Origin of the sequence: Bradyrhizobium sp. CCGUVB23 (genome assembly GCF_024199885.1) — a bacterium.
Lineage (GTDB): Bacteria > Pseudomonadota > Alphaproteobacteria > Rhizobiales > Xanthobacteraceae > Bradyrhizobium.
The window spans coordinates 9,868,435-9,894,999 of the sequence record NZ_JANADQ010000001.1 but is presented as its reverse complement, the minus strand read 5'-3'; the positions used below and the strand labels follow the sequence as shown (position 1 = coordinate 9,894,999).

Below are 26,565 nucleotides of genomic sequence, written 5' to 3'. Positions count from 1 at the left end.
CCGCGATTGCACTGCAGCACGTTTGGGGGATTGACGTCCCGGCCGGCCTCTGCAATTTTTTGCAAGGCGTGAAGAAATTTGCAAGCAGGCTTTTTCGCCGTGGTGATGCAACCCGACAGGATGGCGACGATTGACGGCGAAGCGTCGCTCGCGACCCGCGCGGCCTGGCTCTATTTCGCCGCCGGACTGACCCAGTCGGAGGTCGCCGACCGCCTCAACATCCAGAGCACCAAGGCGCACCGGCTGATCGCGCGCGCCAGCCGCGAGGGCATGATCCGCGTCTTCGTGGAAGGGCCGGTCGCCGAATGCGTTGCGCTGGAGAACACGCTGGTCGAGCGCTACGGGCTCTCCTTCTGCCGCGTCGCACCCGATCTCGGCGAGGGCGACCTGCCGCTGAAGGCGCTGGCGCTGGAGGGGGCCAGCTTCCTGCGGCAGATCCTCGAGCGCGGCGAGCACAAGATCATCGGCGTCGGCCATGGCCGCACGCTCGCCGCGATGGTGGAACAACTGCCGCAGACACCTGCACGCGGCGTGCAATTCGTATCGCTGCTTGGCGGACTGACACGGAAATTCGCCGCCAATCCGTTCGACGTCATCCATCGCCTCGCCGAGCGCACCGGCGCGGAAGCCTATCTTCTGCCTGTTCCCGTGTTCGCCAATTCCGTCGCCGACCGCGCGGTGCTGATGCAGCAATACGGCATCGCCGACGTATTCGCGCTCGCCCGCAAGGCCTCGCTGCTGTTCGTCGGCATCGGCCAGATCCACGCCGAGGGCTTCCTGGTCTCGAGCGGCATGATCAGGCCGGACGAGGTCGTGGAACTGAAGCGGGAAAGCGCCTGCGCCGACCTGCTCGGCCATTTCTTCAATGCCGATGGCGAGATGCTCGACATCGATCTGTCGGCGCGCGCCACCTCGATGGAGGCGGCGGATTTGCGGAAACACCGCATCGTCGCCATCGGCGGCGGACTGGCAAAAGTCACGGCGCTGCGCGCGGTTTTGCGCAGCGGCCTCCTGCACGGCCTCATCATCGATGAGGTGACAGCGCAGGCACTCGCTACCGACAGGCCGGAGGCAACATCCGGCAAAACCAAGAACAAGAGTCGGAAGGGTAAGTAAACGCGCACCATGGGAGGTTACAATGCACGACCGCGAGAAGAATCTGTTCGATTCCTACGCCGCCAAACGGATCAGCCGGCGTGATCTACTGGACGGAGCCGGCAAGCTCGGTATCGCCGGCGCGGCGGCCAACGCAACCTTCGCCTCCGCAATGTCGCGGGCGATGGCCGCGGACTTCAACTGGAAGGCCTATAGCGGCAAGTCCGTCAAGCTGCTGCTGAATAAGCATCCCTACGTCGATGCCATGATCGGCGACCTCGAAGCATTCAAGGCGCTGACGGGCATGAATGTCACCTACGACATCTTCCCGGAGGACGTCTATTTCGACAAGGTGACGGCGGCGCTGTCCTCGAAATCGGATCAGTACGACGCCTTCATGACCGGCGCCTACATGACCTGGACCTACGGTCCGGCCGGCTGGATCGAGGACCTCAACAGCTACATCAAGGATCCCGCCAAGACCAACCCGGCCTTCGCCTGGGACGACGTGCTGCCGGGCCTGCGCTCCTCGACCGCATGGGACGGCGTCGCCGGCTCCGAACTCGGCTCGGGCAAGGCCAAGCAGTGGTGCATCCCCTGGGGCTACGAGCTCAACAACATCACATACAACCGCAACATCTTCAGCAAGGTCGGCGTCAAGCCGCCGACGAACCTCGACGAGATGCTCGAGGTGGCCGCGAAGATCACCAAGGACGCCGGCGGGCCTTACGGCGTCGGCGTTCGCGGGTCGCGCTCCTGGGCGACCATCCATCCGGGCTTCCTCTCGGCCTATTCGAACTTCGGCCAGAGGGATTTTGTGATGGAGGGCGGCAAGCTGAAGGCCGCGATGAACACCAAGGCTTCGAAGGATTTCCACGAGAAATGGGTCAAGATGATCCAGACCTCGGGCCCGAAGAACTGGTCGACCTATACCTGGTACCAGGTCGGCACCGACCTCGGCGCTGGCGCCTCCGGCATGATCTTCGACGCCGACATTCTCGGCTACTTCATGAACGGCGGCGACAACAAGGAGAAGGGCAATCTCGGCTACGCGCCCTTCGCCGCGAACCCGGCGGCCAAGGCGCCGACGCCCAACGTCTGGATCTGGTCGCTCGCAATGTCGAGCTTCTCCAAGCAGAAGGATGCGGCCTGGGTGTTCATGCAATGGGCGGCTTCCGTCGAGCACGATCTGTTCGGCGCCCGCAAGATGGACTTCGTCAACCCGGTGCGCGCCTCGGTCTGGAAGGACTCGGAGTTCCGCGACCGCATCGCGAAATCCTATCCCGGCTATCTGGAGCAGCATGACGTCTCGGCCCCGGGCGCCAAGATCTACTTCACGGCGCAGCCGCTGTTCTTCGACCTGACCACCGAATGGGCAGCCTCGCTCCAGAAGATGGTCGCCAAGGAGATCAGCGTCGACGAAGGCCTCGACAAGCTCGCTGACAGCATCAACCGTCAGCTCAAGCAGGCAGGACTTGGTTGAACTGCCTCGATTGACGCCTTTCGTGGTGCCTCAATTCCTCCGCGCCACGACAACCCGCCGGTTCGGAACGCCTACGATCCGGGCCGGCGGTGTTGCAGTGAGTATGTGATCCCGTATCATCATGAGCATGGTTCAACTCCTTCAGACCTCTGCGCTTCCGCGCCGCACCACGAGGCTGCGCGGGCGCATGCTGCCTTACCTGCTGAGCCTGCCGGCTCTGCTCGTCTGCATCGCCATCCTCGTGCCGTTCGTGACGGCCGCGGTCTATTCGCTCCAGCGCTACCGTCTGAACCTGCCGTACTTGCGCGGCTTCATCGGTGTCGACAACTACATCGACTTCCTCTCCGATCCCGCGTTCTGGAATACGCTGCGCATCTCGCTCGTCTATACCACCTTGACGGTGGTGCTCGAGCTTCTGCTCGGCCTTGGTATCGCGCTGCTCCTGCGGCGGCCGACGCGCTTCCACAATGCGGTTTCGATCGTGCTGCTGCTGCCGCTGATGACGGCGCCAGCGATTGCCGCCCTGATGTGGAAGCTGATGACAAACCCGAGCTTCGGCATCCTGTCCTATCTGGTCAGCCTGCTCGGCGTGCACGACTTCAAATGGGCGTCGGACCCGTCGAGTGCGCTGTTTACGGTCGTGCTGGTCGACGTCTGGGTCTACACGCCCTTCATCATGATCCTCTTGTTGGCCGGCCTGCGCTCGCTGCCGCGCCAGCCGTTCGAGGCCGCGGCACTCGACGGCGTTCCGGCAAGCTTCGTATTCTTCCGCATCACGTTGCCGATGCTCGCGCCCTACATCATCACGGCCTCGCTGTTCCGCCTGCTCGATTCCATCCAGCAGTTCGACATCATCTATGCGATGACGCAGGGCGGGCCCGGCGACCGGCTGATGGTGTTCCAGGTCCAGGCCTATCTCGAATTCTTCCAGTACACCAATGTCGGCCGCTCGGCGGCGCTGCTGATGATCCTCTGGCTGATCACCAACATCCTGTCGAACATCTTCATCAAGAACTGGCTGCGGCTGCGCGCACGCGCCCACGGTCACGGGTAAGAGCGAAGGAGGCGAAGATGGATCATTCCAGTCTCGCAGGTCGCATCTTCCGGGGCGTGGCGCTGGCGCTGGTGCTCGTCTTCTTCATGTTCCCGATCGTCTGGATCCTCATGATGTCGTTCCAGACGAATGAACAGATCCTGCGGATCCCGCCGCACATCCTGTTCGAGCCGACGCTTTCCAACTATCAGGCCTTGATCTCGGGCCAGCTCCGCACCACGGCCGGCAATCTCGAGATCCCCTTCATGCGCAACCTCATGAACAGCTTCGTGCTGTCGAGCGCGGCGGTGCTCCTGGCTCTGCTGCTCGGCGTGCCAGCGGCTTACGCGTTCGCGCGGTTCAAGTTCCGGCTCGGCGAAAGCATCGCGTTCACGCTGCTGTCGTTCCGCTTTGCGCCGCCTCTGCTCGTGCTGCTGCCGCTGTCGCTCTACTATCAGCAGCTCGGGCTCAGCGACACGTATTTCGGCATCGTCTGGGTCTATCAGCTCATCGCGCTTCCCCTGATCCTGTGGATCGTGCGCGGCTATTTCGAGGATATCAGCCCGGACATCGAGCACGCCTATCGGCTCGCCGGCCATTCCTGGCGCGAGGCCTTTACCCGCATTGCGGTTCCGCTCGCCGGTCCCGGCATCGCGGCGGCCGGACTGCTGTCCTTCATCTTCTGCTGGAACAATTTCGTCTTCGCGCTGATCCTGGCCTCCGCCGACAAGCAGCCAGTGACCGTGGGTGCGCTCGCTTTCGTCACGGCCTCCGGTATCCAGTACGGCCAGATCGCAGCCGCCATCGTCCTCTCGGTGACGCCGACGCTGCTGCTCGCGCTCTATGCGCAGCGCTACCTGGTCGAGGGTCTCTCGCTCGGCGCGGTGAAAGGCTGACACATGGCGCGTCTCGAACTCAATTCCGTCGGCAAGGCTTTCGGCGCGGTGCGTTGCGCCGACGACCTGTCGCTGGTGGTCGAGCCCGGCGAGATCGTTGCAGTGTTCGGGCCTTCGGGCAGCGGCAAGACCGTGCTGCTCCGCATGATCGCGGGCATGTTCGAGCCCGACGATGGGGACATCCTGGTCGGCGGCCGCTCCATCGTCGGCGCGCCGCCGGAGCGGCGCGGCATCGGTATGGCCTTCCAGAATTTTGCGCTGTTCCCGCATATGAGCGCGCAGGACAATATTGCGAGCGGGCTACGGGCGAAAGCCAAGGGCGGAGAGTTGACCTCGCGGGTCACCTCGATCAGCCGGTTGCTGAAGATCGAGCATGTGCTCGGCCACATGCCGCGCGAATTGTCCAACGGGCAGAAGCAGCGCACGGCGCTCGCGCGTGCGCTGATCGGCAATCCGGAGGTGCTGCTGCTCGACGATCCCTTGCGCAACGTCGATGCGAAACTTCGCTATGAAATGCGGCTCGAGCTGCCGAGCCTGCTGCGCCGCAGCTCCGCTGCGGTGCTCTACGTCACCCAGGACTATCGCGAAGCGATGGCGATCGCCGACCGTATCGCGGTGCTGATCGAGGGCCGTCTCGTCCAGGTCGCAAGGCCCGAGGAGATCTATGCCCGGCCAGCATCCGTTGCCGTTGCGCGCCTGTTCGGCGACCCCAGCATCAATCTTGCCGAGGTCACGCCCCACACCGAAGAGGCGGACCTGACGGCCGAAATTGCCGGGACGAAGGTCCGGCTCGATCCAGTGGACCAGCAAGCTGCGGATCATGGTCCATGCTGGCTCGGCGTTCGCCCTGACGATCTCGTCGTCACCCGGACAGCGAGCGAAGACGCGATTCCAGCGCGCATCGTCGCGATCACGCCGATGCATGAGCGGGCCGTGCTGCTGCTGCGTTTTGCCGACGGCTCCGAATGGCTCGCGGCGCTGCCGCCGGATTCACCGATGGCGAGTGCCGACGACGGCGTCTTCGTCCGCTTTGCGCCGGAGGCAGCGCTGTTGTTCGATCGTGCGACGGGGCTCCGGGTTGGTCTGCCGCACCGGCGTCAGGCGGCGTGAGGAGAGCGGACCCATGGCCATGCTCGAAATCAAGAATGTCGACAAGGTCTATAGCAGCCGCGGCAAACCGCCGGTGCATGCCGTGCGCGCGCTCGACATGGCGGTGACGAAAGGCGAGATCGTTGCTCTCCTGGGCTCCTCGGGCTGCGGCAAGACCTCGACGTTGCGGATGATCGCGGGCTTCGAGAGCGTGACCTCGGGCGCGATCGCGCTGTCGCAGCGGCGGATCGACGAGCTGCCGCCGGCGAAGCGCAAAGTGGCGATGGCCTTCGAAGGCTATTCGCTCTACCCACCGCTGACGGTGCGCGAGAACATTGCCTTCGCGCTCAAGGCACAGCAGCTCTCGCGCGGCGAAATATCGCGCCGGGTCGAAGCGATCGCGCGCCTGGTCGAGATCGAGGACATCCTGGACAGCTTTCCGCGCGCCATCTCGGGCGGGCAGCAGCAGCGTGTGTCGCTGGCGCGTGCCTTGGTGCGGGACGCCGACCTCTATCTGCTCGATGAGCCCATGGGCCAGCTCGAGCCGCAACTGCGCGCAGTGCTGCGCGGGCGGATCAAGGGCTTGCTGGCCGAGCGCGGCATGACGGCGATCTTCGTTACCCATGACCAGACCGAGGCGAGCGCGCTCGCCGATCGCATCGCCGTGATGGAGGATGGCGTCCTTCAGCAATTCGCCAGCGAAAGGGAATTGAAGAACCGTCCGGCCAATCTCTTCGTCGCAAGCTTCATCGGCGAACCGCCGATGAATCTGCTGGAGACGGGGGTTGCACCCGCCGACAGCGGCTTCCGCCTGTCGGTCGGTTCTGATATCGCGTTCCAGATTCCGGGCGATACGCTCGATCAGGCCGCGCGTCGGTCCCTTGAACAGGGCAACCGCGTCCGGGTCGGCATCCGCCCGCAGAAGGTCGCGGTCGGGACGGGCGATGTCCGCGTGCGCGTCGTGTCCAATCAGTGGCTCGGCGACCAGTCGCATGTCGCAGGGGAATGCGCTGGCCATCTTCTCATCGCGGTGACGCCGAACCGGATCGCGGCGCGGGCGGGCGACGTCATTCCATTCGCGCTGGAGCCGCGCCACCTCCACATCTTTGGCGCCGACGGCACCTGCATTCGTCATGCGGAGGGAGGCTGACCATGCTGACCTCGCCGCAGCGCGACGTGATCATCGGCATCGATGCCGGCACGTCTCTGATCAAGACCGTGGCGTTCACGCGCGACGGGCGGCAGCTCGGCGATTTCTCTCTGCCCAATACATACACGACCACGCCTGGCGGCCACGTCGAGCAGGACATGTCCCGAACCTGGACCGACACGGTTGCCGCATTGCGCGGACTGGTGGCGGCCGTGCCGGATATCTCCCGGCGCCTCGCGGCCGTCGCGGTCACAGGGCAGGGCGACGGCACCTGGCTCATCGACGATGACGGCCGCCCGGTCGCGCCGGCGCTGCTATGGCTGGATTCCCGTGCCGCCAGCCTCGTCGAAGGAATCCGCGCCAGCGAGCGCAATGCCGCGCTCTATCGGCGCACCGGCTCGGGGCTCAACGCCTGCCAGCAGGGGCCGCAACTCGCCTGGCTGCAAGCGCATGCGCCCGTGACACTGTCCCGGGCCAGCACGGCCTTTCACTGCAAGGATTGGCTCTACTTTCTGCTCACCGGCCAGCGTGCGACCGATCCGTCGGAGTCGACCTTCACCTGTGGTGATTTCCGCAAGCGCCGCTTTGATGCGGAGACAGCGCGGCTGATCGGCATCGCCGATTGCGCGGCCCTGTTTCCCGAGGTGGTCGACGGAGTCACGACGACGCATCCGCTGAGTGCGGCCGCCGCCATCGAGACCGGACTGCCTGAGGGCGTGCCGGTCTCGCTCGGCTATGTCGACGTGGTCTGCAATGCGCTCGGCGCGGGCCTCTACGATCCATCACCCGATGTCGGCTGCACCATCATCGGGTCGACCGGCATGCATATGCGGCTCGCCACCAGTGCCGACGCGGTCACGTTGAACGCGGAGGCGACTGGCTACACCATGCCGTTCCCGGTCGCCGGCCATTACACCCAGATGCAGTCCAACATGGCGGCGACGCTCAACATCGACTGGCTGCTCGATCTCGCGCGGGATCTGCTCGCCGCCGAGGGCGTGGTGCGTTCGCGTGCCGACCTGATCCGCCGCCTGGACGAGAAGGTGCTGGCGGCGAAGGCCGGCGACCTGTTGTTTCATCCCTTCATCTCCGACGCTGGCGAGCGCGGGCCCTTCGTTGCCCATGAGGCTTGCGCCCAACTCATCGGCCTGCGGTCGCGCCACGGCTATTGGGACCTGATGCGTGCCGTGATGGAGGGGCTCGCCTTCGCCGCGCGCGATTGCTATGCCGCGATGGGGGCGTTGCCGGGCGAGGTGCGGATCACGGGCGGCGCAGCGCGCAGCCGCGCTCTCGGGACTATCCTTGGGGCTGTGCTCGAATGCAATGTGCGCGTCTGTAGTCGCGGCGAAGCCGGGGCAGGAGGTGCTGCGATGATCGCAGCCGTCGCAACCGGACTTTATCCGGATATGACGGCCTGCGCGGAGGATTGGGTGAGACCGTATCTGAACGAACCACAGACGCCGGATCCGGCCTTGGCCGTGCGTTACGCGAAGATGTTTCCGGCCTATCTGGAGGCGAGACTCGCGTCGCGGCCGGTCTGGAAGCAGCTTGCGGCGCTGCGTGCAGGAGCCGGTCATGTCTAGCTCCATCGCCATCGTCGGTGACCGCTTCATGTTGCCGTCGGTGTTCGCCGAGAAGATCACGGCTGCCTGCGGCGACGGCGTCGACATCCGCCTTCTGGAGCAGCCCTGGCCGGACGAGCCGATGGAGCACGGCTATGCCGGCTCGAAGCTCGATGGCCTGAAGGAGTTCATGGGCGATCCGGACGAGGTCGCAGAGTTCATCGGCGACGCAGCGCTGCTGGTGACGCATCTCGCACCGATCTCGCGGTCGATGCTGGAGCGCTTGCCGAACCTGAAGTTCATTGCGGTCTCGCGCGGCGGCCCCGTCAATATCGACATGCAGGCCACGCGCGATCACGGCGTGATCGTCGTCAACACCCCCGGCCGCAATGCAAGCGCGGTGGCCGAGTTCACCATCGGCGCCATTCTTGCGGAGACGCGCCTGATCCGCAGCGGGCACGAGTCGTTGCGCGGTGGCGAATGGCGCGGCGATCTCTATCGCGCCGATCGCACCGGTCGCGAGCTCGGCGAGATGACGGTGGGCGTCGTTGGTTATGGCGCGATCGGCACCCGCGTGGTGAAGCTGCTCAAGGCCTTCGGCTGCAAGATCCTGGTCGCCGACCCCTACGTCCAGCTCAGCGCGCAGGACCGCAAGGACGACGTCGAGCACGTCGGCCTCGCGGATCTGCTGGCGCGCGCTGACGTCATCAGCCTGCATGCGCGGGTCACCAGCGAGACGACGGGCTTCATCGATCGCGCGGCGCTCGCGCGGGTCAAACCGGGCGCATTGCTGATCAACACGGCGCGCGGCCCGCTGGTCGACTATCAGGCGCTGTTCGAGGTGTTGTCCTCGGGACGCCTTGGCGGCGCCATGCTCGATACGTTTGCCGTCGAGCCGGTGCCGCCCGACTGGCCGCTGCTGCAATTGCCGAACGTGACGCTGACGCCGCACATCGCCGGCGCTTCCTTGCGCACCGTCACCATTGCTGCCGATCAGGCCGCGGAAGAGGTTCGCCGCTATCTAGCCGGTGAGCCGCCGCTCAACCCGTGCTGAAGACGAAAGGTGTTTCGACATGACCCGCGAGGAGCGACAGTTACGCGAAGCGATCATCGCCAAATGCCGGTGGATGAACGCCTCGGGTCTGAACCAGGGGACGTCAGGCAATATCTCCGCCCGCTACAAGGACCGGATGCTGATCACGCCGTCGGCGACGCCCTATGACGCGATGAAGCCGGAGATGATTGCTTCGATGCCGCTCGAGGGTGAACACGGCTCCTGGGAAGGACCGCTGCAGCCGTCCACCGAATGGCGCTTTCATCTCGACATCATGCGCGGGCGGCCGGATGTCGGCGGCGTCGTCCACACGCACTCGACTTACGCGACCGTGCTCGCCATCGCCCGCAAGCCGATTCCAGCCTGCCACTACATGATGGCGGCGTTCGGCGGCAACGACATCCGCTGCGCCGGTTATGCGCGCTATGGCACGGCGGAGCTGTCCGAACTCGCCCTGCAAGCGCTCGAGGGCCGCAATGGCTGCCTGCTCGCCAATCACGGCATGATCGCCGTCGGCGCCAATCTCGACAAGGCGATGTGGCTTGCCGTCGAGCTCGAGACCATCGCGCGCCAATATTATCTCTCGCTCGCACTCGGCGCGCCGCACATTCTCAGCGAGGCGGAGATCGCCGAAACGGCGAAAGGATTCTCGACTTACGGATTGCAGACGCCCAAGCCCAAGCCCGAATCCAAGGCCAAGTCGGGTCCAAAGCCGGCCAAGGCGCGCGCTGCGAAGGCGGCGGCACGGCAACGGGTTGAGAAAAAGCACAGCGGAAAGCGATGACGGGCGCTGCGCCTGACGCGGGCAGGGATCACGGGCTTGTCGACATCGCCATCATCGGCGGTGGCATCAATGGCGCCGGTATCGCCCGCGATGCGGCGGGGCGCGGGCTGAAAGTCCTGCTGTGCGAGAAGGACGATTTCGCCGAAGGCACCTCGTCGCGCTCCGGCAAGCTCGTCCATGGCGGGCTGCGCTATCTCGAATATTACGAGTTTCGCCTGGTCCGCGAGGCCCTGATCGAGCGCGAGGTGCTGCTCGCATCGGCGCCGCACATCATCTGGCCGATGCGTTTCGTGCTGCCGCACTCGCCGGAGCAGCGGCCGGCCTGGCTGGTCCGCACCGGGCTGTTCCTCTACGACCATCTCGGCGGCCGCAAGCGCTTGCCCGCAAGCCGCGGGCTCGACCTCGCGCATGAACCGGAGGGTGCGCCGCTGCGTGCCGAATTCCGCCGCGGCTTTGAATATTCGGATTGCTGGGTCGACGATGCCCGGCTCGTCATCCTCAATTTGATCGATGCTGCGCGAAGCGGCGCAAAAATCCTGCCGCGCACGCGCGCGGTGAGCGCGCGCCGGGAAGGGGACGTCTGGCGTCTGGAGATGCAGAGCGAGGACGGCAGTACGCAGATCGTCCGCGCGCGCGCGCTCGTCAACGCTGCGGGGCCCTGGGTGCAAGATGTCGTGCAAGGCGTCGCGGGCCTCAACTCTTCGCACAATGTCCGGCTGGTCAAGGGAAGCCATGTGGTCGTGCCAAAGTTCTGGAGCGGGCCGCAGGCCTATCTGCTCCAGAATGAGGATCGCCGGGTCATCTTCGTCAACCCTTATGAGGACGATCTCGCGCTGATCGGCACCACGGACATTCCCTACGACGGCCGCGCCGAGGACGTCGCGATCGACCAGGGCGAGATCGACTATCTGCTCAAGGTCCTGAGCCGCTACTTCCGCGCGCCGCCGCGCGCAAGCGAAGTGGTCCATGCCTTCTCCGGCGTACGGCCGCTCTATGACGATAACGCAGACAATCCGTCCGCCGTGACACGGGACTATGTCTTCGAGGTTCACGGCACGCCCGACACGCCGCCGCTGCTGTCGATCTTCGGCGGCAAGATCACGACCTATCGCCGGCTCGCCGAGCATGCACTCGGTCGTCTGGAGAGCTGGTTTCCAAAAATGCAGCCGGCATGGACGGCGGGCGCGCCGCTGCCCGGCGGCGACATCGGCGGCTCCTTCGATAGTTTCGTCGTCAATCTTGCGCGCGACTATCCCGATCTTCCGCGCAAGCTGATCCATCACTATGCGCGCCTTTATGGCACACGTGCCCGTGAGCTTCTGGGCTCGGCCCGCATCTCCGCCGATCTCGGACGTCATTTCGGCGGCGACTTCTATGAACGCGAAGCAGCATATTTGCGCGAGAAAGAATGGGCCAAAACCCCGGCCGACTTCCTGGATCGCCGCACCAAGCACGGCCTGCATCTGACGCCGGCCCAGCGGGTCGGGTTTGAGGGCTACATCTAGGCTTGCTCCCTGGTATGATAGTTCGATAGAAAGATCATACTAGGAAGTGCGGTTGGATGGAGCGGGTCGCGTGACGAAGGGGTCTTGGCAGGGGGGCAAATCCGGCACCCTGTTGCTGTTCGCAGGACTTATCCTCGCCAACGTCGCCGCATGGATCTGGGCTTTCGCGCTGTTTGCCGACCGGCCCGCGGTGATGGCGACCGCGCTGCTCGCCTGGGTGTTCGGCTTGCGCCACGCTGTGGATGCTGATCACATCGCTGCCATCGACAATGTCGTGCGCAAGCTGATGCATGCGGGCGAGGCGCCGAAAAGCGCCGGGCTCTATTTCGCGCTCGGCCATTCCACGGTCGTGGTCGTCGCCACGCTGTTGCTCTGCCTTGGCGTCGTGAGCCTTGGCGGCGATAGCCTGCTCAAGACCGTCGGCGGCGTGATCGGCACATCGGTGTCTGCGCTCTTCCTGCTGCTGATCGCCGTGCTTAATCTTGCGATCTTCGTCGGCCTGTGGCGGACACTACGCGCGGTGCGCGTCCATGGCACCCATGATGCAGAAGGCATCGAGGCGCTGCTGGCCGGCCGCGGCCTCTTGGCGCGGCTGCTCGCGCCGATGTTCCGCATGGTCTCGAAATCCCACCACATGTATCCGCTCGGCTTCCTGTTCGGCCTCGGATTCGATACCGCGACCGAGATCGGGCTCTTGAGCATTTCGGCGACGGAAGCCGCACGCGGCGCGTCGCTGTCGGATGTGCTGGTGTTTCCCGCGCTGTTCGCCGCCGGCATGGCGCTGGTCGACACCGCCGATTCGACGCTGATGGTGAGCGCCTATCGCTGGGCCTTCGTCGATCCCATCCGCAAGCTCTGGTACAACCTCACCATCACCGGCGCCTCCGTGGTGGTCGCACTGTTCATCGGCGGCGTCGAGGCGCTCGGCCTGATCGGCCAGCGCTTTGGCCTCGACGGCGCGTTGTGGACGCTGATTGAAAGCCTCAACGGCTCGCTCGCCAATTTCGGCTTCGCGGTGATCGCCCTGTTCGTGCTCGCCTGGATCGTCTCCATCGTTACCTATCGCGTCGCGTTCGCCCGCGTCGGGCCCGTCGATGCCGTCGAGGTGGCCTGAGAGTCTTGCGCAAGGGCCGGGAACCGCGGAGGCGGCGATCATTGATCTGGGTCAACAGGACTGTGCAAGGCCGATCGATATTTTTGCGAAGGCTGCCTTGAGATGAGAGTCCGCCGTGAAGACGCTCCGTCAGCTCTTGTCCGCAGAAGATATCATCCAGCTCTTGATCCGGCTTGGCCTGCTGGCTTTGCTGATCATGTGGACGTTCGTCATCATCCGTCCCTTCGTGTCGATTTTAACATGGAGCGCGGTGCTTGCAGTCGCGTTCTATCCCGCCTTCAGCTGGCTTGCGAAACTGCTCGGCGGACGTCCCCGGACTGCGGCAGCGATTCTGACGCTCATCGCGCTCGGCATCGTTGTCGGCCCGGCGGCCTGGCTCGGCGTGAGCGCGGTGGAGGGCGTGAAGGATCTGGCAAGCCAGCTCGGCAGCGGTGAACTCGCGCTTCAGCCGGCGCCGGAGCGGGTCAAGACGTGGCCATTAATCGGCCCGCAGCTCTATCAATTCTGGGATCTGGCCTACACCAACGTGCGGGCGGTGTTGCGCGAGGTCGCGCCCTATCTGAAGTCGCTCGCGGGACCGCTGCTGTCCTTTGCAGGCGACGCCGGTCTCGGCACGCTCCAGTTCCTGGTCTCCGTCCTCGTCTCCGGCATTCTCCTTCCTTTCGGGCCGCAACTCGTGGCGGTGACCCGAGGTTTCCTGTTCCGGATCGTGCCGGAGCAGAGCGAGCATTTTCTGGAGCTCGCGGGTGCGACCATCCGTGCGGTGGCGCAGGGCGTGATCGGCGTCGCGATCATTCAGGCCTTGCTGGCCGGTATCGGTTTCAAGCTGGCCGATATTCCAAGTGCAGGCCTGCTGGCTTTCGTCGTCCTGCTGCTGTCGATCGTGCAGATCGGCCCCCTCATCGTCCTGCTGCCCGTGGTCATCTGGATCTGGATGGACAAGGACGTGACGACGGCGTTGCTTTTGACGGTGTTCCTCGTCCTTGTCGGCTTCCTCGACAACATCCTGAAGCCGCTCGTGATGGGGCGGGGCCTGACCACGCCGACGCTCGTCATCCTCATCGGCGTGATCGGAGGAACGCTCGCGCACGGGATCATCGGCCTTTTCATCGGGCCGATCATCCTGTCGGTGGCCTGGGAACTCGCCGCGGCGTGGATACGCATCGACAGCGGCACGCCAGTGGAAAAAGCGACGAGCGGCTGAGGTTTAGCCGAACTCGAGGACCAGATGGACCGTCTGCGGGTCACGGCGAGCGGCATGCTTGAAGCCGGACCTTTCGAACACTTTCAGCATGCCCGTGTTCTCGGGAAGGACTTCCGCCGTCAACTGCTGCAATCCGCTGTCGCGCGCAATCTGGATCAGGTGCCGCATCAGGAGCGAGCCGAGTCCGCGTCCCTGGAAAGCATCGATCACGACGAAGGCCATTTCTGCGACCCCTGGCTCGAACACGATGAATCGGCCGCCTCCTACAATCATCTGTTCGTCGCCCTCTCGGACGAGTGCTGCAAGCGCGACGTGATTCTTGAAATCGACCTGCATGAAGAAGACCCGTTCCTTGTCCGAGAAGTGGCGCTTCATGGCAAAGAAGCGACGTTGCAGAGATTGCGGGCTCGTCCGCTCGATCGCGGCCAGCATCTCCGCCTCGTCCGCGGGCCGCAGCGCCCTGATCTCGACTGGGCTCCCGTCCTTCAGAAACTCCTCGGCTGAATAGTTCGCTGCCTCTGCCATTTTGGGGTCCCAATACCGCCGCGGCCGTGATCGCTGCCGAGCGCCATATTTCGACATCGCTTTAAGGCCTTCCGACGTTGACCTAGATCAACGCTCGTCAGGAGCACGCAACTTGAATGACGCAGCGCGACAGCGAGGTCGGAACATGTCCATGGACAAAGCACAGCAGCTGGACACACCACAACTGGACAAACCACAACTCCCCGGCGGCCCCATGTCTGGGCTGGTTGCGTCGGCGGTCGAATATCTAGTGGATGCGGGCCAGCGCAGCGTCCTGTTCCTGGACATCATGCGACAGCGCGGTGACCAGTACCGGGAACATGTCGCGCAGACCGCGCCGCATGTCCTGCAATATGCCGCCGAATTGATCATGGACGGGCGCAAGCTGGACGAGCCGGTCAACTATGCGCTCGTTCGCATCATTCCGCCCAAGGGCGTCGACATCGATATGAAGCGGCGGCCATTCATCGTGGTCGATCCCCGCGCGGGCCATGGGCCGGGCATTGGCGGTTTCAAGGCCGACAGCGAGATCGGCGTTGCCATGAAGGCGGGACATCCCTGCTATTTCATCGGCTTCCTTCCGGAACCGATGCCGGGACAGACAATCGAACGCATCGCGCGCGCCGAAGCGCTGTTCATCGAGAAGGTGATCAGTCGCCATCCCGAGGCGGACGGCAAGCCGTGCGTGATCGGCAATTGCCAGGCCGGATGGGCGGTCATGATCCTGGCCTCGCTGCGGCCGGAACTGTTCGGGCCGCTCGTCATCGCCGGTGCGCCGCTCGCCTATTGGGCAGGCGTGCATGGCAAATATCCCATGCGCTATTCCGGCGGTCTGCTCGGCGGAAGCTGGCTCACGGCGCTCGCGAGCGATCTCGGCGGTGGCAAATTCGATGGCGCCTGGCTGGTTCAAAACTTCGAGAACCAGAATCCGTCGAACACGCTCTGGACCAAGCAATATAACGTCTATTCCAAGGTCGACACCGAGGCCGATCGCTACCTCGAATTCGAGCGCTGGTGGGGCGGGCACGTCAACCTCAATGCCGAGGAGATCCAGTTCATCGTCGACGAGCTGTTCGTCGGCAACAATCTCGCGGCCGGCAAGATCGAGATGTCCAACGGCAAGAAGGTGGATCTGCGCAATATCCGCTCGCCGATCGTAGTGTTCTGCTCCAAGGGCGACAACATCACGCCGCCACAGCAGGCATTGCACTGGATCCTCGAATGCTATGCCGACGTCGATGAGATCAGGGCCTATGGGCAGACGATCGTCTATACCGTGCATGAAAGTGTCGGCCATCTCGGCATCTTCGTGTCCGGCGGTGTCGCCAAGAAGGAGCACGCGGAATTCTCGAGCAATATCGATCTGATCGACGTGCTGCCGCCGGGGCTCTATGAGGCCACGTTCGAGGCGAGGGGCTCCGATACCGTCAATGCCGATCTCGCGACCGGCCAGTGGATCATGCGCTGTGAGGCGCGGACGCTCGACGATATCCGCGCCATGGGCGGCAATTCGCCCGAGGACGAGCGGCGGTTTGCCGCCGCCAAGCGCGTCTCGGAGCTCAACCTCGCGGCCTATCAGAAATACGTACAGCCCTGGATCAAGGGCATGGTGACCCCGCAGATGGCGGAGTTGGCGCGCAACATGCATCCGCTGCGGCTGCAATATGAGGCCTTCAGCAGCCAGAATCCCTGGATGTCGGTGGTGAAATCGGCGGCCGACGCGGTGGAGGACAAGCGCAAGCCGGCCTCGAAGGACAATCCGTTCCTGGCGTTCCAGGAACAGATGTCCAAGCAGATCGTTCACGCGCTGGATAGCTGGCGGGATTCGCAGGAGGCGCTGAGCGAAGCCATCTTCCTCAATGTCTATGGTTCGCCGGCCTTGCAGGCAGCGGTCGGAGTCGACCCGAACGCCGAGCCATCCGGCCGGCGGGAGATGACGGTCGAACACCGCGCGATGCTGGAGAAGCGGATCGCCGAGCTGAAGTCGAAGATCGGCGAAGGCGGTCTTCGCGAGGCGGCCATTCGTGCGCTGCTCTACGTCGGATCGGCGCGCGGCATGGTTGACGAGCGAAGCATCGAGGCGTTGCGCCAGGTGCGGCGCGAACATACCGGAACCCGGTTGACGCTGGCTGAGTTCAAGATGCTGGTTCGCGAGCAATTCTTCATGTTGCTGCTCGATCGGGACGGAGCCCTGGGTGCGATCCCGAAGATGTTGCCCGACGACGTCAATCAGCGGCGCGGAGCCTTCGCGGCCATGCGCGAAGTGCTGTCCGCGAGCGAGGACATCACCGGCGAGCGGGCAAAGCGCCTGAAGCAGGTTGCCGGGCTCTTCGGTGTCGGTGAGGAAGGCGACTCGAACGTCGCCCCTTTCGATCCCAGAGCAAAAGCGTCGTAGCGCAGATTGGCAGAATTGGGAGCAGCACCATGTCGGCCGACACGACGCAAACGCGAGCGGGCAACAAATACGACCGTCTGATCGCGGCCGCCAAGGCCGTGCCATCCACGCCAACCATCGTGGTCCACCCCTGCGACGAGACATCGCTGCGTGGCGCCGTCGACAGCGCGAGCGCCGGGATCATCCGGCCCGTGCTCGTCGGTCCGGAGCGGAAGATCAGGGAGACAGCGAGCAGGTTTGGTCTCGACATCGCCGGGTATGAGATCGTGGACGCGCCGCACAGCGACGCGGCAGCAGCCAAGGGCGTCGAGTTGATTCACGAGGCCCGCGGCGAGTTGCTGATGAAGGGCAGCCTGCACACCGACGAACTGATGCGCGCGGTGACCGCGAAGGTCGGCGGCCTGCGCACCGACCGGCGCATCAGCCACGTCTTCGTCATGGACGTGCCGGCCTATGCCGAGACCATTTTCGTCACCGACGCGGCCATCAACATCTTTCCCGATCTCGATGCCAAGCGCGACATCATCCAGAACGCGATTGACCTCTACAACCTTGCCGGCTTCGGCAAGACGCCGCGGGTGGCGATCCTGTCGGCAGTCGAGACTGTCACGTCGAAGATTCCGTCCACGATCGAGGCTGCCGCGCTCTGCAAGATGGCCGATCGCGGCCAGATTACCGGCGGCCTGCTCGACGGTCCGCTGGCCTTCGACAACGCCATCGATGTCGACGCCGCGAGGATCAAGGGCATCAAGTCAGAGGTGGCGGGCCGGGCACAGATTCTGGTCGTGCCTGATCTCGAGGCCGGCAACATGCTGGCGAAGAATCTCGCCTACTTCGCCAAGGCGGATAGCGCCGGCATCGTGCTCGGCGCCCGGGTGCCTGTTGTCCTGACGTCGCGGGCGGACAGCCCGCGGGCGCGGATGGCGTCATGCGCCGTGGCCGCGCTGTACGCCCATGCACGGCGCCAGAAGGCGCCGACAGTTGCCGCGTGACTGCCATGGATACGATCCTCGTCATCAATGCGGGCTCCTCGAGCGTCAAGTTCCAGGTCTTCTCGGTCGAGGGCGAGGGCACGCTTCGCCGGCAGATCAAGGGGCAGATGGACGGTATCGGGAGCCGGCCGCGCCTGCGGGCGAGCGGAGCGGGTGGCGATCCCCTGGCCGATCGCGCCTATCCGATCGAGGCGATCCCGGACGTTCCGGCCGCGATGGAGGTCGCGGGCGAGTGGCTAAGAAACGAGGCTCGCATTCAACCGTTGGCTGTTGGACATCGCGTCGTCCATGGCGGGCCGGAATACGAGCGACCCGTCCTCATCGACCACGGAGTGGTGGCGCATCTGGAACGCTTTATCCCGCTGGCGCCGCTGCATCAGCCGCATAATCTCGCGCCAATCCGCTCGATCCTTGCCAACGTTCCTTCGCTTCCGCAGGTCGCCTGCTTCGACACCGCGTTTCACCGCAGCCATGGGCCGCTTGCCGATCATTACGCGATCCCGCATCAACTGCATGCCGAAGGCGTGCGGCGCTATGGCTTTCATGGCCTGTCCTACGAATACATCTCGAAGACCTTGCCGCAGATCGCGCCCGACATCGCCAGGCGGCGGGTGATCGTTGCGCATCTCGGCAGCGGCGCTTCGATGTGCGCGATGAAGGGCGGGCAGAGCGTCGAGAGCACCATGGGTTTTACGGCGCTGGACGGTCTGCCGATGGGCACGCGTCCCGGTCAGCTCGATCCCGGCGTGGTGCTCTATCTGATCTCCGAGAAGGGCATGTCACCCGCGAAAGTGCAGGACTTCCTCTACCGCGATTGCGGATTGAAGGGCCTGTCCGGCGTCAGCAACGATATGCGCGAGCTGGAAGCGAGCGCGGACCCGCGCGCAAAGCTCGCGATCGACTACTTCGTCTATCGGATCGGCCTCGCCACCGGGATGCTCGCGGCGGCCTTGCAGGGCCTCGACGCCTTCGTCTTCACCGCCGGCATCGGTGAGAACTCCGCCAGCATTCGAGCTCGCGTTGCGGAGCAACTCGGCTGGCTGGGCGTCGCGCTCGATGCTGCCGAGAACGCGCGTCACTCGCGGCTGGTTTCGCGACCGAACAGCCTCATTCCCGTCTACGTCGTGCCGACGGACGAGGAGTTGATGATCGCGCAGCACACGTTGGCGCTGTTGATGAACGGAAAATCGCAAAACGCCAGATCTATGAGGGTGTCATGATTCCCGTGTATCCGGAGACGAAGGTTGCGCTGAAGGGGAAGAAGGGTCTCGTCGTCGGCATCGCCAACGATCAGTCGATCGCCTGGGGCTGCGCACGGGCGTTTCGCGCGCTCGGCGCCGAGCTCGCCGTGACCTATCTGAACGATCGCGCCAAGAAGCATGTCGAGCCGTTGGCGCAGGCGCTCGAGGCGCCTATCTTCATGCCGATGGACGTGATGGTCGAAGGCCAGATCGAGCAGGTGTTCGAGCGCATTCAGAAGGAATGGGGCCAGCTCGATTTCCTGCTGCATTCCATCGCCTTCTCGCCGAAGGAAGCGCTGCACGGACGCGTCGTCGACGTCGGCCGCGAGGGCTTTCTCAAGACCATGGAGGTTTCCTGCTGGTCCTTCCTGCGCATGGCTCATCTGGCGGAGCCGCTGATGAAGAATGGCGGTACCATGTTCACCATGACGTATTACGGCAGTCAGATGGTCGTGGAGAACTACAACATCATGGGCGTAGCGAAAGCGGCGCTGGAATCGGCCGTTCGCTATGCCGCAGCGGAGCTCGGGCCGAAGGGCATCCGCGTCCACGCGATCTCGCCGGGACCGCTGGCGACGCGCGCGGCATCAGGCATTCCGGAGTTTGACGAGCTCATGGACAAGGCGCAGTCGAAAGCGCCGGCACGGAGCCTCGTCAGCATCGACGACGTCGGCCATGCCACGGCGTTCCTGGCGCTCGACGGCGCCAAGCTGATGACCGGCAGCGTTCTCTACATCGACGGCGGCTATCACATCATCGATTGAGGAGAGGCGGCGGTACCAGACCGCAGGAGGCAACCGCCCCGCATCGGCTCTCTCATGCCGCCAGCATTGGCCGCCGCATTCAGCGGAAACGGTCTCGTCCAGCTAATTAGAGCAGGGTGAATTGAAAGACTGCGCCACAAGGCTCATTCGCGCCCACCCATATCCGTCCCCCATGCGCTTCGACGATTGAACGGCAAATTGATAATCCCATGCCCATGCCACCGGACTTGGTCGTGTAGAATGCGTTGAAGATGTGCTCAATGTTCGCCGGATCCAGTCCCGGACCCGAATCCCGCAGGCTGACGAGCACGCCATTCAACCCATCTCTGCCGGTGCTGATCAGCAACTCCCGCGCCCCTTCGCCGACGCCGCTCATTGCTTCGACGGCGTTGACGATCAAGTTGATGACCACTTGTTGCAATTGGACCCGATCTGCTTGAATGAGCGGCAATCCCTTCGCGAGTTCCGTCCGCACCGAGACACCGTTCTTCACGACTTCGGCACGAGTCAGGGCTATGACCTCAAGCACCGCCTCGTTGATGTCCAGGACCTCCTTTCGCGGCGGCGTCTTCTTCATAAGGGCCCGGATCCGGCTGATGACGTCGTCGGCTCGCATGCCGTCGCTGACGATCCAACCAAGCGTCTTTCGGACCTCCTCCAGATTCGGCGGTTGAGCAGCGAGCCAGTTCATCCCGGCCTGTGCGTTGGTGACAGTCGCAGCAATCGGTTGTCTGATTTCATGGGCAATCGAGGCCATAAGCTGCCCCATCGTCGCGACGCGGCTAGCGTGGGCCAGCTCCGCCTGCACCTCGCGATAGCGGCGCTCGCTGTCTCGTGCTTCGGCTTCCGCCTGCTTGCGTTCGGTAATATCCTTGAAAAGGATTCCAACGCGTCTGCGCCTGGGGTCTTCGACCCGGAAGGCGTAAACGTCATACCAGCGTCCGAGTTGTTTGGCTTCATTTTCAAAGCGCACCGGCTCGCCCGTCAGGGCGATCCTGCCGTAAATCTCGAACCAATGTTCTTCGTGCTGTGGCGCGATTTCGCGCATCCGTCTGCCGGCTGCATTCTTGATTCCCGTGTGCCGTTCAAACGACGGGCTGGTTTGCAAAAACCGATAATCGACCGGCTTTTCGTTCTGGTCGAACAAGACCTCAATCGTGCAAAAACCCTCGTCGATCGAGTCGAACAACGTGCGGTAATTCTGCTCCGAATCGCGCAATTCCGTCTCGGCGCGCTTGCGCTCGATGAACTGACCGATCTGGCTGCCGACGGTCGCCAGCATATTGAGCAGCTCCTGATCGGGCTGCCTGATCTCGCGGCTGAAGAACTCGATCACGCCAAAGAGTTCCCCCCCGAGCAGGACAGGAAAGCCAACGGCCGCGTGCAGTCCTTCGCGTTGGGCGATCAGTCCGCGCGGAAAGTTTTGATCAGGAACGACATCGGGAACGTATTCGGGCTTGAGGCTGGACCATATCCGGCCCGGTAGTCCCAACCCTGGAACGAAGGTGAACTCCCAAGCGACTCTTTCAAATTCCGAGACTTCTATCGACGCTTGATGCCAAAGCTCGACACAGCGCAGCACCCCGGCCTCTCGGTCCACGCACCAGAGCGCGCCCACGTCCCATCCCAGACAGTCGCCCATGGCCCGCAATATTCTCGGAGTGGCCTCTTCGATCGTGACCGCTTCCGCCAAGATCTGCGCGACCATGTGCTGCACGCGAAGGCGTTCCTCTGCGCGCTTGCGCTCGGTCAAATTGAGCACGAAAGCGACGCCTTGGTTCCCGCTTTCTAAGGTCGCCACGCCGATCAGTACAGGAACGCGGCCGCGGTCTTTCCGAAAATACTCCTTCTCGAACGGCTGCAAGCTTCCGGTCCTCTTCAACTCGGGTACCCAGCGTTGTTCGTCGCGGTCGAGCCATTCCGGCGGCGTCAGCTCCGTCCAGCGTACGCGGCCCGAGAGGAGATCCTCTCGGTCGTAGTCTACCATGCGGAGAAATGCGTCATTGGCTTCGATGATCCGACCGTCGAAATCCCAGATGAAGATCCCGATGATATTGGCATCGACCAGGCGCCGGATCTTCGCTTCGCGCTCAGCGAGATCACGGTACAAACGGTTATTCTCCAGCGCGATCGCCGCCTGCGAGGCCAGCAACTTCAGCACCGAGATGCGGGCCGGCGCGAAGGCGCGAGGAGTCAGGTTGTTCTCCAGATAGAGCACCCCGATGAGCTTGGCCCGGTTGAGTAAAGGTAGGCAGAGGATCGAACGAGCACGGTGCTGATGGATGTACGGATCCGCGGAGAATGGATTCTGGGTCGCGGCATCATCGAGGATCACACTCTCTTGCGTGCGCAAGGCGCAATGCAGAACCGACTCCGGCAACATGGCTGCAGTTACGGTCTCCTCGCGCAGTTGCACGATGACCGCGTCGCCGCTGGTCGTGGCTTCTGCCGCGGTCCGTTGCTCAAGCCCTTGCGAAAGAATCAACAGGCCGCGCTCGGCGCCCGCCTGAGTGATCGCGGTGCGTATGAGTGTGTCGATCAGCTTATCCAGTACGATCTCGCCCGAGACGGACTGAGACACCTTGATCACGGTCGCGAGGTCGAGATGTTCGACTGGGGTGCCGATCGTACCCGTCGCAGCGGGCGCCGTTACTTCCTTACGAAGGTGCGGATACATCTCATCGAGCTGTTGCACCTTGCCAAGGGCACCCCAACGGAGATAGCCATCGCGCGCGCTTGTTAGATACACGCGCGCGAACTCTTCGAACCCGCGCGCCGCGTAGAAGCGCGCGGCAAGCTCGTATGCAAGCGCCTCGTTGTGAACAAAGCCGTTTGCGCGCGCCGAGTGGATCGCTTTCTCGTATAGACGCGTGGCCTCGAGCTCCAGGCCTTCGATCCGCGCGATCTCGGCCCCTACGAGCGCGGCGCGGTTCTCGAAGTTTTCCGGGCAATTCGCTGCCCAGATCTCGAGCTGTCGGTGGTGCGCGGCCAGGGGCTCCAAATGCTGCTGCCGCTCGCCGGCCGCTGCGATGTCCCACGATGAGGCGCGCGACAGTGCGCCATAAAAGTGATACTCCGCCGTTTCCGGGTGTGTCAGCGATGGCCAAGGCAGCGGTTGCGCCCTCGACGAAGCATCGACAGCAGCCGTATAGTCGCCGGAAAGAAAGCGTGCCTGCAGCTTTCGTATCCAGTACCCGCATTCGGGAAGCCTCAATGCCGGGTGGTTCGACAGATGGCGCTCGAACGCGCATTCATCGAACTGCCCATCGTCAAAGGCACCGAATTTCGCCGTCAGGCCACGCAACGTCCGGATCAGGGCGAGCTGCCCGGTAATCCAACCAACGACAAGACCAAACCCGAATTTCTGTGCAAATTCGAGCCCCCTTTCTGCTTCGCTTTGCGCTTCCACGAGCGGATCGCCTGCCATGAGAAGATTGGTGTTCAGCTGGGCACAGCTGTATCCCGCATATGTGAGATCGCCGACACGGTTTGCGATTTCAAACGCGCGACGGAGGAAATCACGGCCGGTCCGGACATGTCTCGTCCAGGGCACGACGAACCCGAAAATCTCGAGCGTCCTGCCCTGGAAGCGCTTCAGCTCCGGTTTTTCGACGAGCTCACAGCCGAGGCGGCCAAATCGAAATCCGGCATCGTAGTTGCCGAAATACGGCCCGGCCAACATGGCAAGCAGCTCATAGGCGGGACACGAGGCGTCGCTGTGGCCGTGCTCGAGACTGAGGTTGACGGCTCTACAGGTTGCCAGGGTTCCCAAATGGGATGACGCAAAGAAGGCGGGCAGTGCGATCCTTATCAGGACGTCGACGGTCGCGAGCGATTCCGGATCGCTCATCAAGGGCAACTCGACAAGGCCCTCGATCGTGCGGTTCCCGAGCTGCGACCAGATGCGCTCGTATTCGCGGTGTGCCTCCTCTTCTGTCGGATGCGAGGACCAGTCGATGCCCAGGTGCTGGAGGTAGTCCAGCCCGACTGCTATGGCGCGGTCGCTCTGATCGATGGTCATATACAGATCCACGCGCAAACACGCCACGGTTGCTCGCTGGACCGTCGTTGCGGTGCGCGGAGCAAGCGCAGCCAGGCGCTCGTCCGCTTCCGTCAGAGCACCCGTCACGAACTCGCATTCGGCCCGGTGCAGCTCCAGCTCGAAAGTCAGTTCATGCCGGCGCTCCCACCGGTCTTCCGGCAGCAGTGCCGCGCCGGCGGCGAGATAGGTGAGCGCCGAGGCATAGGCGGTAGAGGCCTTGGAGCGCTTGCCCGCGATCAGGTTGAGCTCGGCCAGCCGCTCGCGCTCCTCCGGTGCCGTGATCAGCGTGGCGCCGCGGTTGAGGTGATTGACAATGTCGAAGATCGCTTCCTCGCGTTTCTCGGGAGGGATGTGCGCCGCGAGCAGTCTCCCGATTCGAAGGTGCGCTTCGCCGCGCAGCGCCTCCGGGATCAGCGAATATGCGGCTTCCTGAACGCGATCGTGGACGAACAGGTAGCTGCCGGCCAGGCGCTCGACAAATTCCTGGCGGACGGCCGGCAGCAGGGCCGCGTGGATGTGCTCCTCCGACGTCCCGTGGACGAGGGAAAGGATCTTGATCTCGGCGATGTTTCCGAGGCAGGCCAGGCGCCGCAATGCGTTCTGCGTTTCGATCGGCAGGCGGGCAAACTTGCCGACCACAAGGTCCACGACGTTGTCGGTATATCGTTTGGATTGAATGCGGTCGAGATCCCAGGACCAGCTCGCAGCATCATGATCGAAGGCGAGCATTCCCTCTTCGGCCAGCGAAGAAATGAACTGAACGGCAAAAAACGGATTACCACCGGTCTTCTCGTGCACCAGTTGCGCGAGCGGCGCGGCGCTCTCCGGCTCGCAGCGCAGAGCGTCCGCCAAGAGCTGCCCAAGGTGCTCACGAGCGAGCGGTGCAAGCGTGATCTCCGCCACCTTTCCGCCAGTCGTCTTGATGGCGTCGAGCTTCCGCATCAATGGATGGGCGGCAGTGACTTCGTTGTTGCGATAGGCACCGATCAGCATGAGGTGCTGCAGATCCGACCGGGTCAACAGATCCTCGAGCAGATCGAGCGTCGCCGCGTCGAGCCATTGCAAGTCGTCGAGAAAGAGTGCCAGGGGATGTTCCGGCCGTGCGAAGACACCGATAAGTCGCCGAAACACCAGCTGGAAGCGCCGTTGCGCGTCCTGTGCCGCAAGCTCAGGGACGGGTGGCTGTTCTCCGATGATGAGCTTCAACTCGGGGACGACGTCGATCATGAGCCGTCCGTTCGGGCCCAGCGCCTCCTGCAGGGCGTCGCGCCAACCGTTTAGCTCGGCGTCGCTTTTGCCGAGAAGAGGCCGGACGAGGCTCTGAAAAGCCTGAGCGAGCGTCATATATGGGATGTCACGCCTGTACTGGTCGAATTTGCCGGACGCAAACAGGCCGTGTCGCGGCACGAGCACCTTGTGCAGCTCATGGACGACCGAGGACTTGCCGATGCCGGAATATCCCGAGACCAGGACCAGCTCCGGCGAGCCGCTCTTGACGATGCGATCGAAGGCGGCGAGCAACGTCTCGACCTCGCGTCCTCTCCCGTACAGCTTCTCGGGGATCAACAGCCGGTCCGGCGCGTCGTGGTCGCCGAGCGCAAACGGGTCGATGCGCCCCTGACGCTTCCATTCGGCCAGACAGTGCCGAAGATCACTCTCGACGCCGGCGGCGGTCTGGTAACGCTCCTCAGCGGCCTTGGCGAGCAGCTTCATAATGATCTGGGAGAGCGTGGCCGGGACATTCTCCAACCGCTCGCTCGGTGCAACCGGCCTTCTGGCGACATGGCAGTGCACCCATTCCATGGGATCGGACGCGGTGAACGGCAGTGAGCCCGTGAGCATCTGGTACAACGTGACACCGAGCGCGTAGAGGTCGCTGCGGGAATCGATCGAGCGGTTCATGCGTCCGGTCTGCTCGGGCGCCATGTAGGCGAGCGTCCCCGCAATCGACTCGGGCGGATCGGGCGCCTGTCGCTCGCGCGGCAGGCGCGAGGCGAGGCCGAAGCCGGTGAGCCGCACCTCGCCGTCCGCGCCGTTCACCATGATGTGGGCCGGCTTGAGGTCCTTGTGGGCAAGACCACGCTGGTGGAGCTGACCCAGGGCCGAAGAGATGCCGATGGCGAGGCGCAGGAACCGTCCCACCTCCATGGGGGCGCCGAGCAGCGCGGCGAGCGGCTCGCCGCCGGGGTCCTCGAGCACCAGCATGGTCCGCCGGCCATCGCGCCTGAGGTCCAGCGGCCGCACCGCCCAGGCACCGTCCAGCTCGTCCTTCAATCCGAATTCGTGGCCAAGGCGATCGAGGCTGGCGGGCGTTGGGTGCTCGGCGGCGGGCCGCACGGCCAGCACGGCCTTGCGCTGGCCATCGGCGCCCAGCGTCCATTCCCGGCAGACGACGCGTTCGCTGTCCTGCCACAACACCCGGAGGCCGCCGTCCCCACCAGCGCCGAACTTGGATGATGGGTTCATATGCCGGAGTTTATCACTCACGAGCCGGCGTGACGATGTCCTTTCTCGCCCACGAAGTCGGTCAGCTCCCTGCAGGTTGTGTCGCGCGCAAAGTAGAACGGCGGCGCCAGCAGGAAGAACGAGAATGCCAGGAGCCGACAAGCGGACGTCAGACGTGCCGCTGGACCAACC

Annotated in this window: 18 protein-coding genes; 16 read left to right on the top strand and 2 right to left on the bottom strand. The window is 63.9% G+C overall.

Going from position 1 to position 26,565, the window contains the following annotated elements:
* Positions 1-120: 120 nt before the first annotated feature.
* The 12 genes from NLN62_RS46585 (at position 121) to NLN62_RS46530 (ending at position 13,969) form a co-directional block, all read left to right on the top strand.
* Entirely contained in the window at positions 121-1,116 is a 996-nt protein-coding gene (locus NLN62_RS46585) for a sugar-binding transcriptional regulator (protein ID WP_254113155.1), read from the top strand.
* Between the two features lie 22 nt (positions 1,117-1,138).
* Positions 1,139-2,578 carry an extracellular solute-binding protein gene (locus tag NLN62_RS46580; protein ID WP_254113154.1) on the top strand — a complete coding sequence of 480 codons (1,440 nt, stop codon included), beginning with the start codon at positions 1,139-1,141 and terminating at the stop codon, positions 2,576-2,578.
* Positions 2,579-2,705: 127 nt separating this feature from the next.
* A complete protein-coding gene (locus NLN62_RS46575; protein ID WP_254113874.1) occupies positions 2,706-3,632 on the top strand; it encodes a carbohydrate ABC transporter permease in 927 nt (308 codons plus the stop codon).
* A gap of 17 nt (positions 3,633-3,649) precedes the next feature.
* Positions 3,650-4,507 carry a carbohydrate ABC transporter permease gene (locus tag NLN62_RS46570; RefSeq protein ID WP_027521040.1) on the top strand — a complete coding sequence of 286 codons (858 nt, stop codon included), beginning with the start codon at positions 3,650-3,652 and terminating at the stop codon, positions 4,505-4,507.
* Positions 4,508-4,510: 3 nt separating this feature from the next.
* A complete protein-coding gene (locus tag NLN62_RS46565) occupies positions 4,511-5,617 on the top strand; it encodes an ABC transporter ATP-binding protein (protein WP_254113153.1) in 1,107 nt (368 codons plus the stop codon).
* A gap of 19 nt (positions 5,618-5,636) precedes the next feature.
* Positions 5,637-6,746, top strand: a complete 1,110-nt coding sequence (locus tag NLN62_RS46560; RefSeq protein ID WP_254113873.1) for an ABC transporter ATP-binding protein — start codon at positions 5,637-5,639, stop codon at positions 6,744-6,746.
* A 2-nt stretch (positions 6,747-6,748) separates the two neighbouring features.
* Entirely contained in the window at positions 6,749-8,329 is a 1,581-nt protein-coding gene (locus tag NLN62_RS46555; RefSeq protein ID WP_027521037.1) for an FGGY-family carbohydrate kinase, read from the top strand.
* Positions 8,322-9,362, top strand: coding sequence for a 2-hydroxyacid dehydrogenase (locus NLN62_RS46550; RefSeq protein WP_254113152.1), 1,041 nt, complete (start codon positions 8,322-8,324; stop codon positions 9,360-9,362). Before NLN62_RS46555 ends, NLN62_RS46550 begins: the two co-directional genes overlap by 8 nt.
* 19 nt (positions 9,363-9,381) lie before the next feature.
* Positions 9,382-10,146, top strand: coding sequence for a class II aldolase/adducin family protein (locus NLN62_RS46545; RefSeq protein ID WP_254113151.1), 765 nt, complete (start codon positions 9,382-9,384; stop codon positions 10,144-10,146).
* Positions 10,143-11,651, top strand: coding sequence for a glycerol-3-phosphate dehydrogenase (locus NLN62_RS46540; RefSeq protein ID WP_027521034.1), 1,509 nt, complete (start codon positions 10,143-10,145; stop codon positions 11,649-11,651). Before NLN62_RS46545 ends, NLN62_RS46540 begins: the two co-directional genes overlap by 4 nt.
* Positions 11,652-11,721: 70 nt before the next feature.
* Complete coding sequence (locus NLN62_RS46535) at positions 11,722-12,765, top strand: HoxN/HupN/NixA family nickel/cobalt transporter (protein ID WP_254113150.1); 1,044 nt, start codon at positions 11,722-11,724, stop codon at positions 12,763-12,765.
* Positions 12,766-12,880: 115 nt separating this feature from the next.
* Positions 12,881-13,969, top strand: coding sequence for an AI-2E family transporter (locus NLN62_RS46530; protein ID WP_035661070.1), 1,089 nt, complete (start codon positions 12,881-12,883; stop codon positions 13,967-13,969).
* Positions 13,970-13,972: 3 nt separating this feature from the next.
* Here the strand turns inward: NLN62_RS46530 and NLN62_RS46525 are convergent, their stop codons facing one another.
* Entirely contained in the window at positions 13,973-14,494 is a 522-nt protein-coding gene (locus tag NLN62_RS46525) for a GNAT family N-acetyltransferase (protein WP_254113149.1), read from the bottom strand.
* A 145-nt stretch (positions 14,495-14,639) separates the two neighbouring features.
* On the opposite strand from NLN62_RS46525, the gene NLN62_RS46520 reads away from it, so the two are divergent.
* From NLN62_RS46520 to fabI, 4 genes are read left to right on the top strand one after another with little or no spacing between them, the layout of a single operon-like run.
* On the top strand, positions 14,640-16,889 hold the full coding sequence (locus NLN62_RS46520) for a DUF3141 domain-containing protein (protein WP_371933089.1): 2,250 nt from the start codon (positions 14,640-14,642) through the stop codon (positions 16,887-16,889).
* A gap of 29 nt (positions 16,890-16,918) precedes the next feature.
* Complete coding sequence (locus NLN62_RS46515) at positions 16,919-17,881, top strand: phosphate acetyltransferase (protein ID WP_027521030.1); 963 nt, start codon at positions 16,919-16,921, stop codon at positions 17,879-17,881.
* Positions 17,882-17,886: 5 nt separating this feature from the next.
* A complete protein-coding gene (locus tag NLN62_RS46510) occupies positions 17,887-19,101 on the top strand; it encodes an acetate/propionate family kinase (RefSeq protein ID WP_027521029.1) in 1,215 nt (404 codons plus the stop codon).
* Positions 19,098-19,886 (top strand): enoyl-ACP reductase FabI, encoded by a 789-nt coding sequence (fabI, locus tag NLN62_RS46505; protein ID WP_027521028.1) that lies wholly within the window; start codon positions 19,098-19,100, stop codon positions 19,884-19,886. Before NLN62_RS46510 ends, fabI begins: the two co-directional genes overlap by 4 nt.
* Positions 19,887-19,992: 106 nt before the next feature.
* Here fabI and NLN62_RS46500 read toward each other — a convergent pair whose 3' ends face one another.
* Positions 19,993-26,394, bottom strand: a complete 6,402-nt coding sequence (locus tag NLN62_RS46500) for an AAA family ATPase (RefSeq protein WP_254113148.1) — start codon at positions 26,392-26,394, stop codon at positions 19,993-19,995.
* Positions 26,395-26,565 lie beyond the last annotated feature (171 nt).

Excerpts from the sequence above, each read along its gene's own strand:
- NLN62_RS46585 (WP_254113155.1), top strand. The coding sequence starts at position 121 with ATGGCGACGATTGACGGCGAAGCGTCGCTCGCGACCCGCGCGGCCTGG.
- NLN62_RS46580 (WP_254113154.1), top strand. The coding sequence starts at position 1,139 with ATGCACGACCGCGAGAAGAATCTGTTCGATTCCTACGCCGCCAAACGG.
- NLN62_RS46575 (WP_254113874.1), top strand. The coding sequence starts at position 2,706 with ATGGTTCAACTCCTTCAGACCTCTGCGCTTCCGCGCCGCACCACGAGG.
- NLN62_RS46570 (WP_027521040.1), top strand. The coding sequence starts at position 3,650 with ATGGATCATTCCAGTCTCGCAGGTCGCATCTTCCGGGGCGTGGCGCTG.
- NLN62_RS46565 (WP_254113153.1), top strand. The coding sequence starts at position 4,511 with ATGGCGCGTCTCGAACTCAATTCCGTCGGCAAGGCTTTCGGCGCGGTG.
- NLN62_RS46560 (WP_254113873.1), top strand. The coding sequence starts at position 5,637 with ATGCTCGAAATCAAGAATGTCGACAAGGTCTATAGCAGCCGCGGCAAA.
- NLN62_RS46555 (WP_027521037.1), top strand. The coding sequence starts at position 6,749 with ATGCTGACCTCGCCGCAGCGCGACGTGATCATCGGCATCGATGCCGGC.
- NLN62_RS46550 (WP_254113152.1), top strand. The coding sequence starts at position 8,322 with ATGTCTAGCTCCATCGCCATCGTCGGTGACCGCTTCATGTTGCCGTCG.
- NLN62_RS46545 (WP_254113151.1), top strand. The coding sequence starts at position 9,382 with ATGACCCGCGAGGAGCGACAGTTACGCGAAGCGATCATCGCCAAATGC.
- NLN62_RS46540 (WP_027521034.1), top strand. The coding sequence starts at position 10,143 with ATGACGGGCGCTGCGCCTGACGCGGGCAGGGATCACGGGCTTGTCGAC.
- NLN62_RS46525 (WP_254113149.1), bottom strand. The coding sequence starts at position 14,494 with ATGGCAGAGGCAGCGAACTATTCAGCCGAGGAGTTTCTGAAGGACGGG.
- NLN62_RS46520 (WP_371933089.1), top strand. The coding sequence starts at position 14,640 with ATGTCCATGGACAAAGCACAGCAGCTGGACACACCACAACTGGACAAA.
- NLN62_RS46515 (WP_027521030.1), top strand. The coding sequence starts at position 16,919 with ATGTCGGCCGACACGACGCAAACGCGAGCGGGCAACAAATACGACCGT.
- NLN62_RS46510 (WP_027521029.1), top strand. The coding sequence starts at position 17,887 with ATGGATACGATCCTCGTCATCAATGCGGGCTCCTCGAGCGTCAAGTTC.
- fabI (WP_027521028.1), top strand. The coding sequence starts at position 19,098 with ATGATTCCCGTGTATCCGGAGACGAAGGTTGCGCTGAAGGGGAAGAAG.
- NLN62_RS46500 (WP_254113148.1), bottom strand. The coding sequence starts at position 26,394 with ATGAACCCATCATCCAAGTTCGGCGCTGGTGGGGACGGCGGCCTCCGG.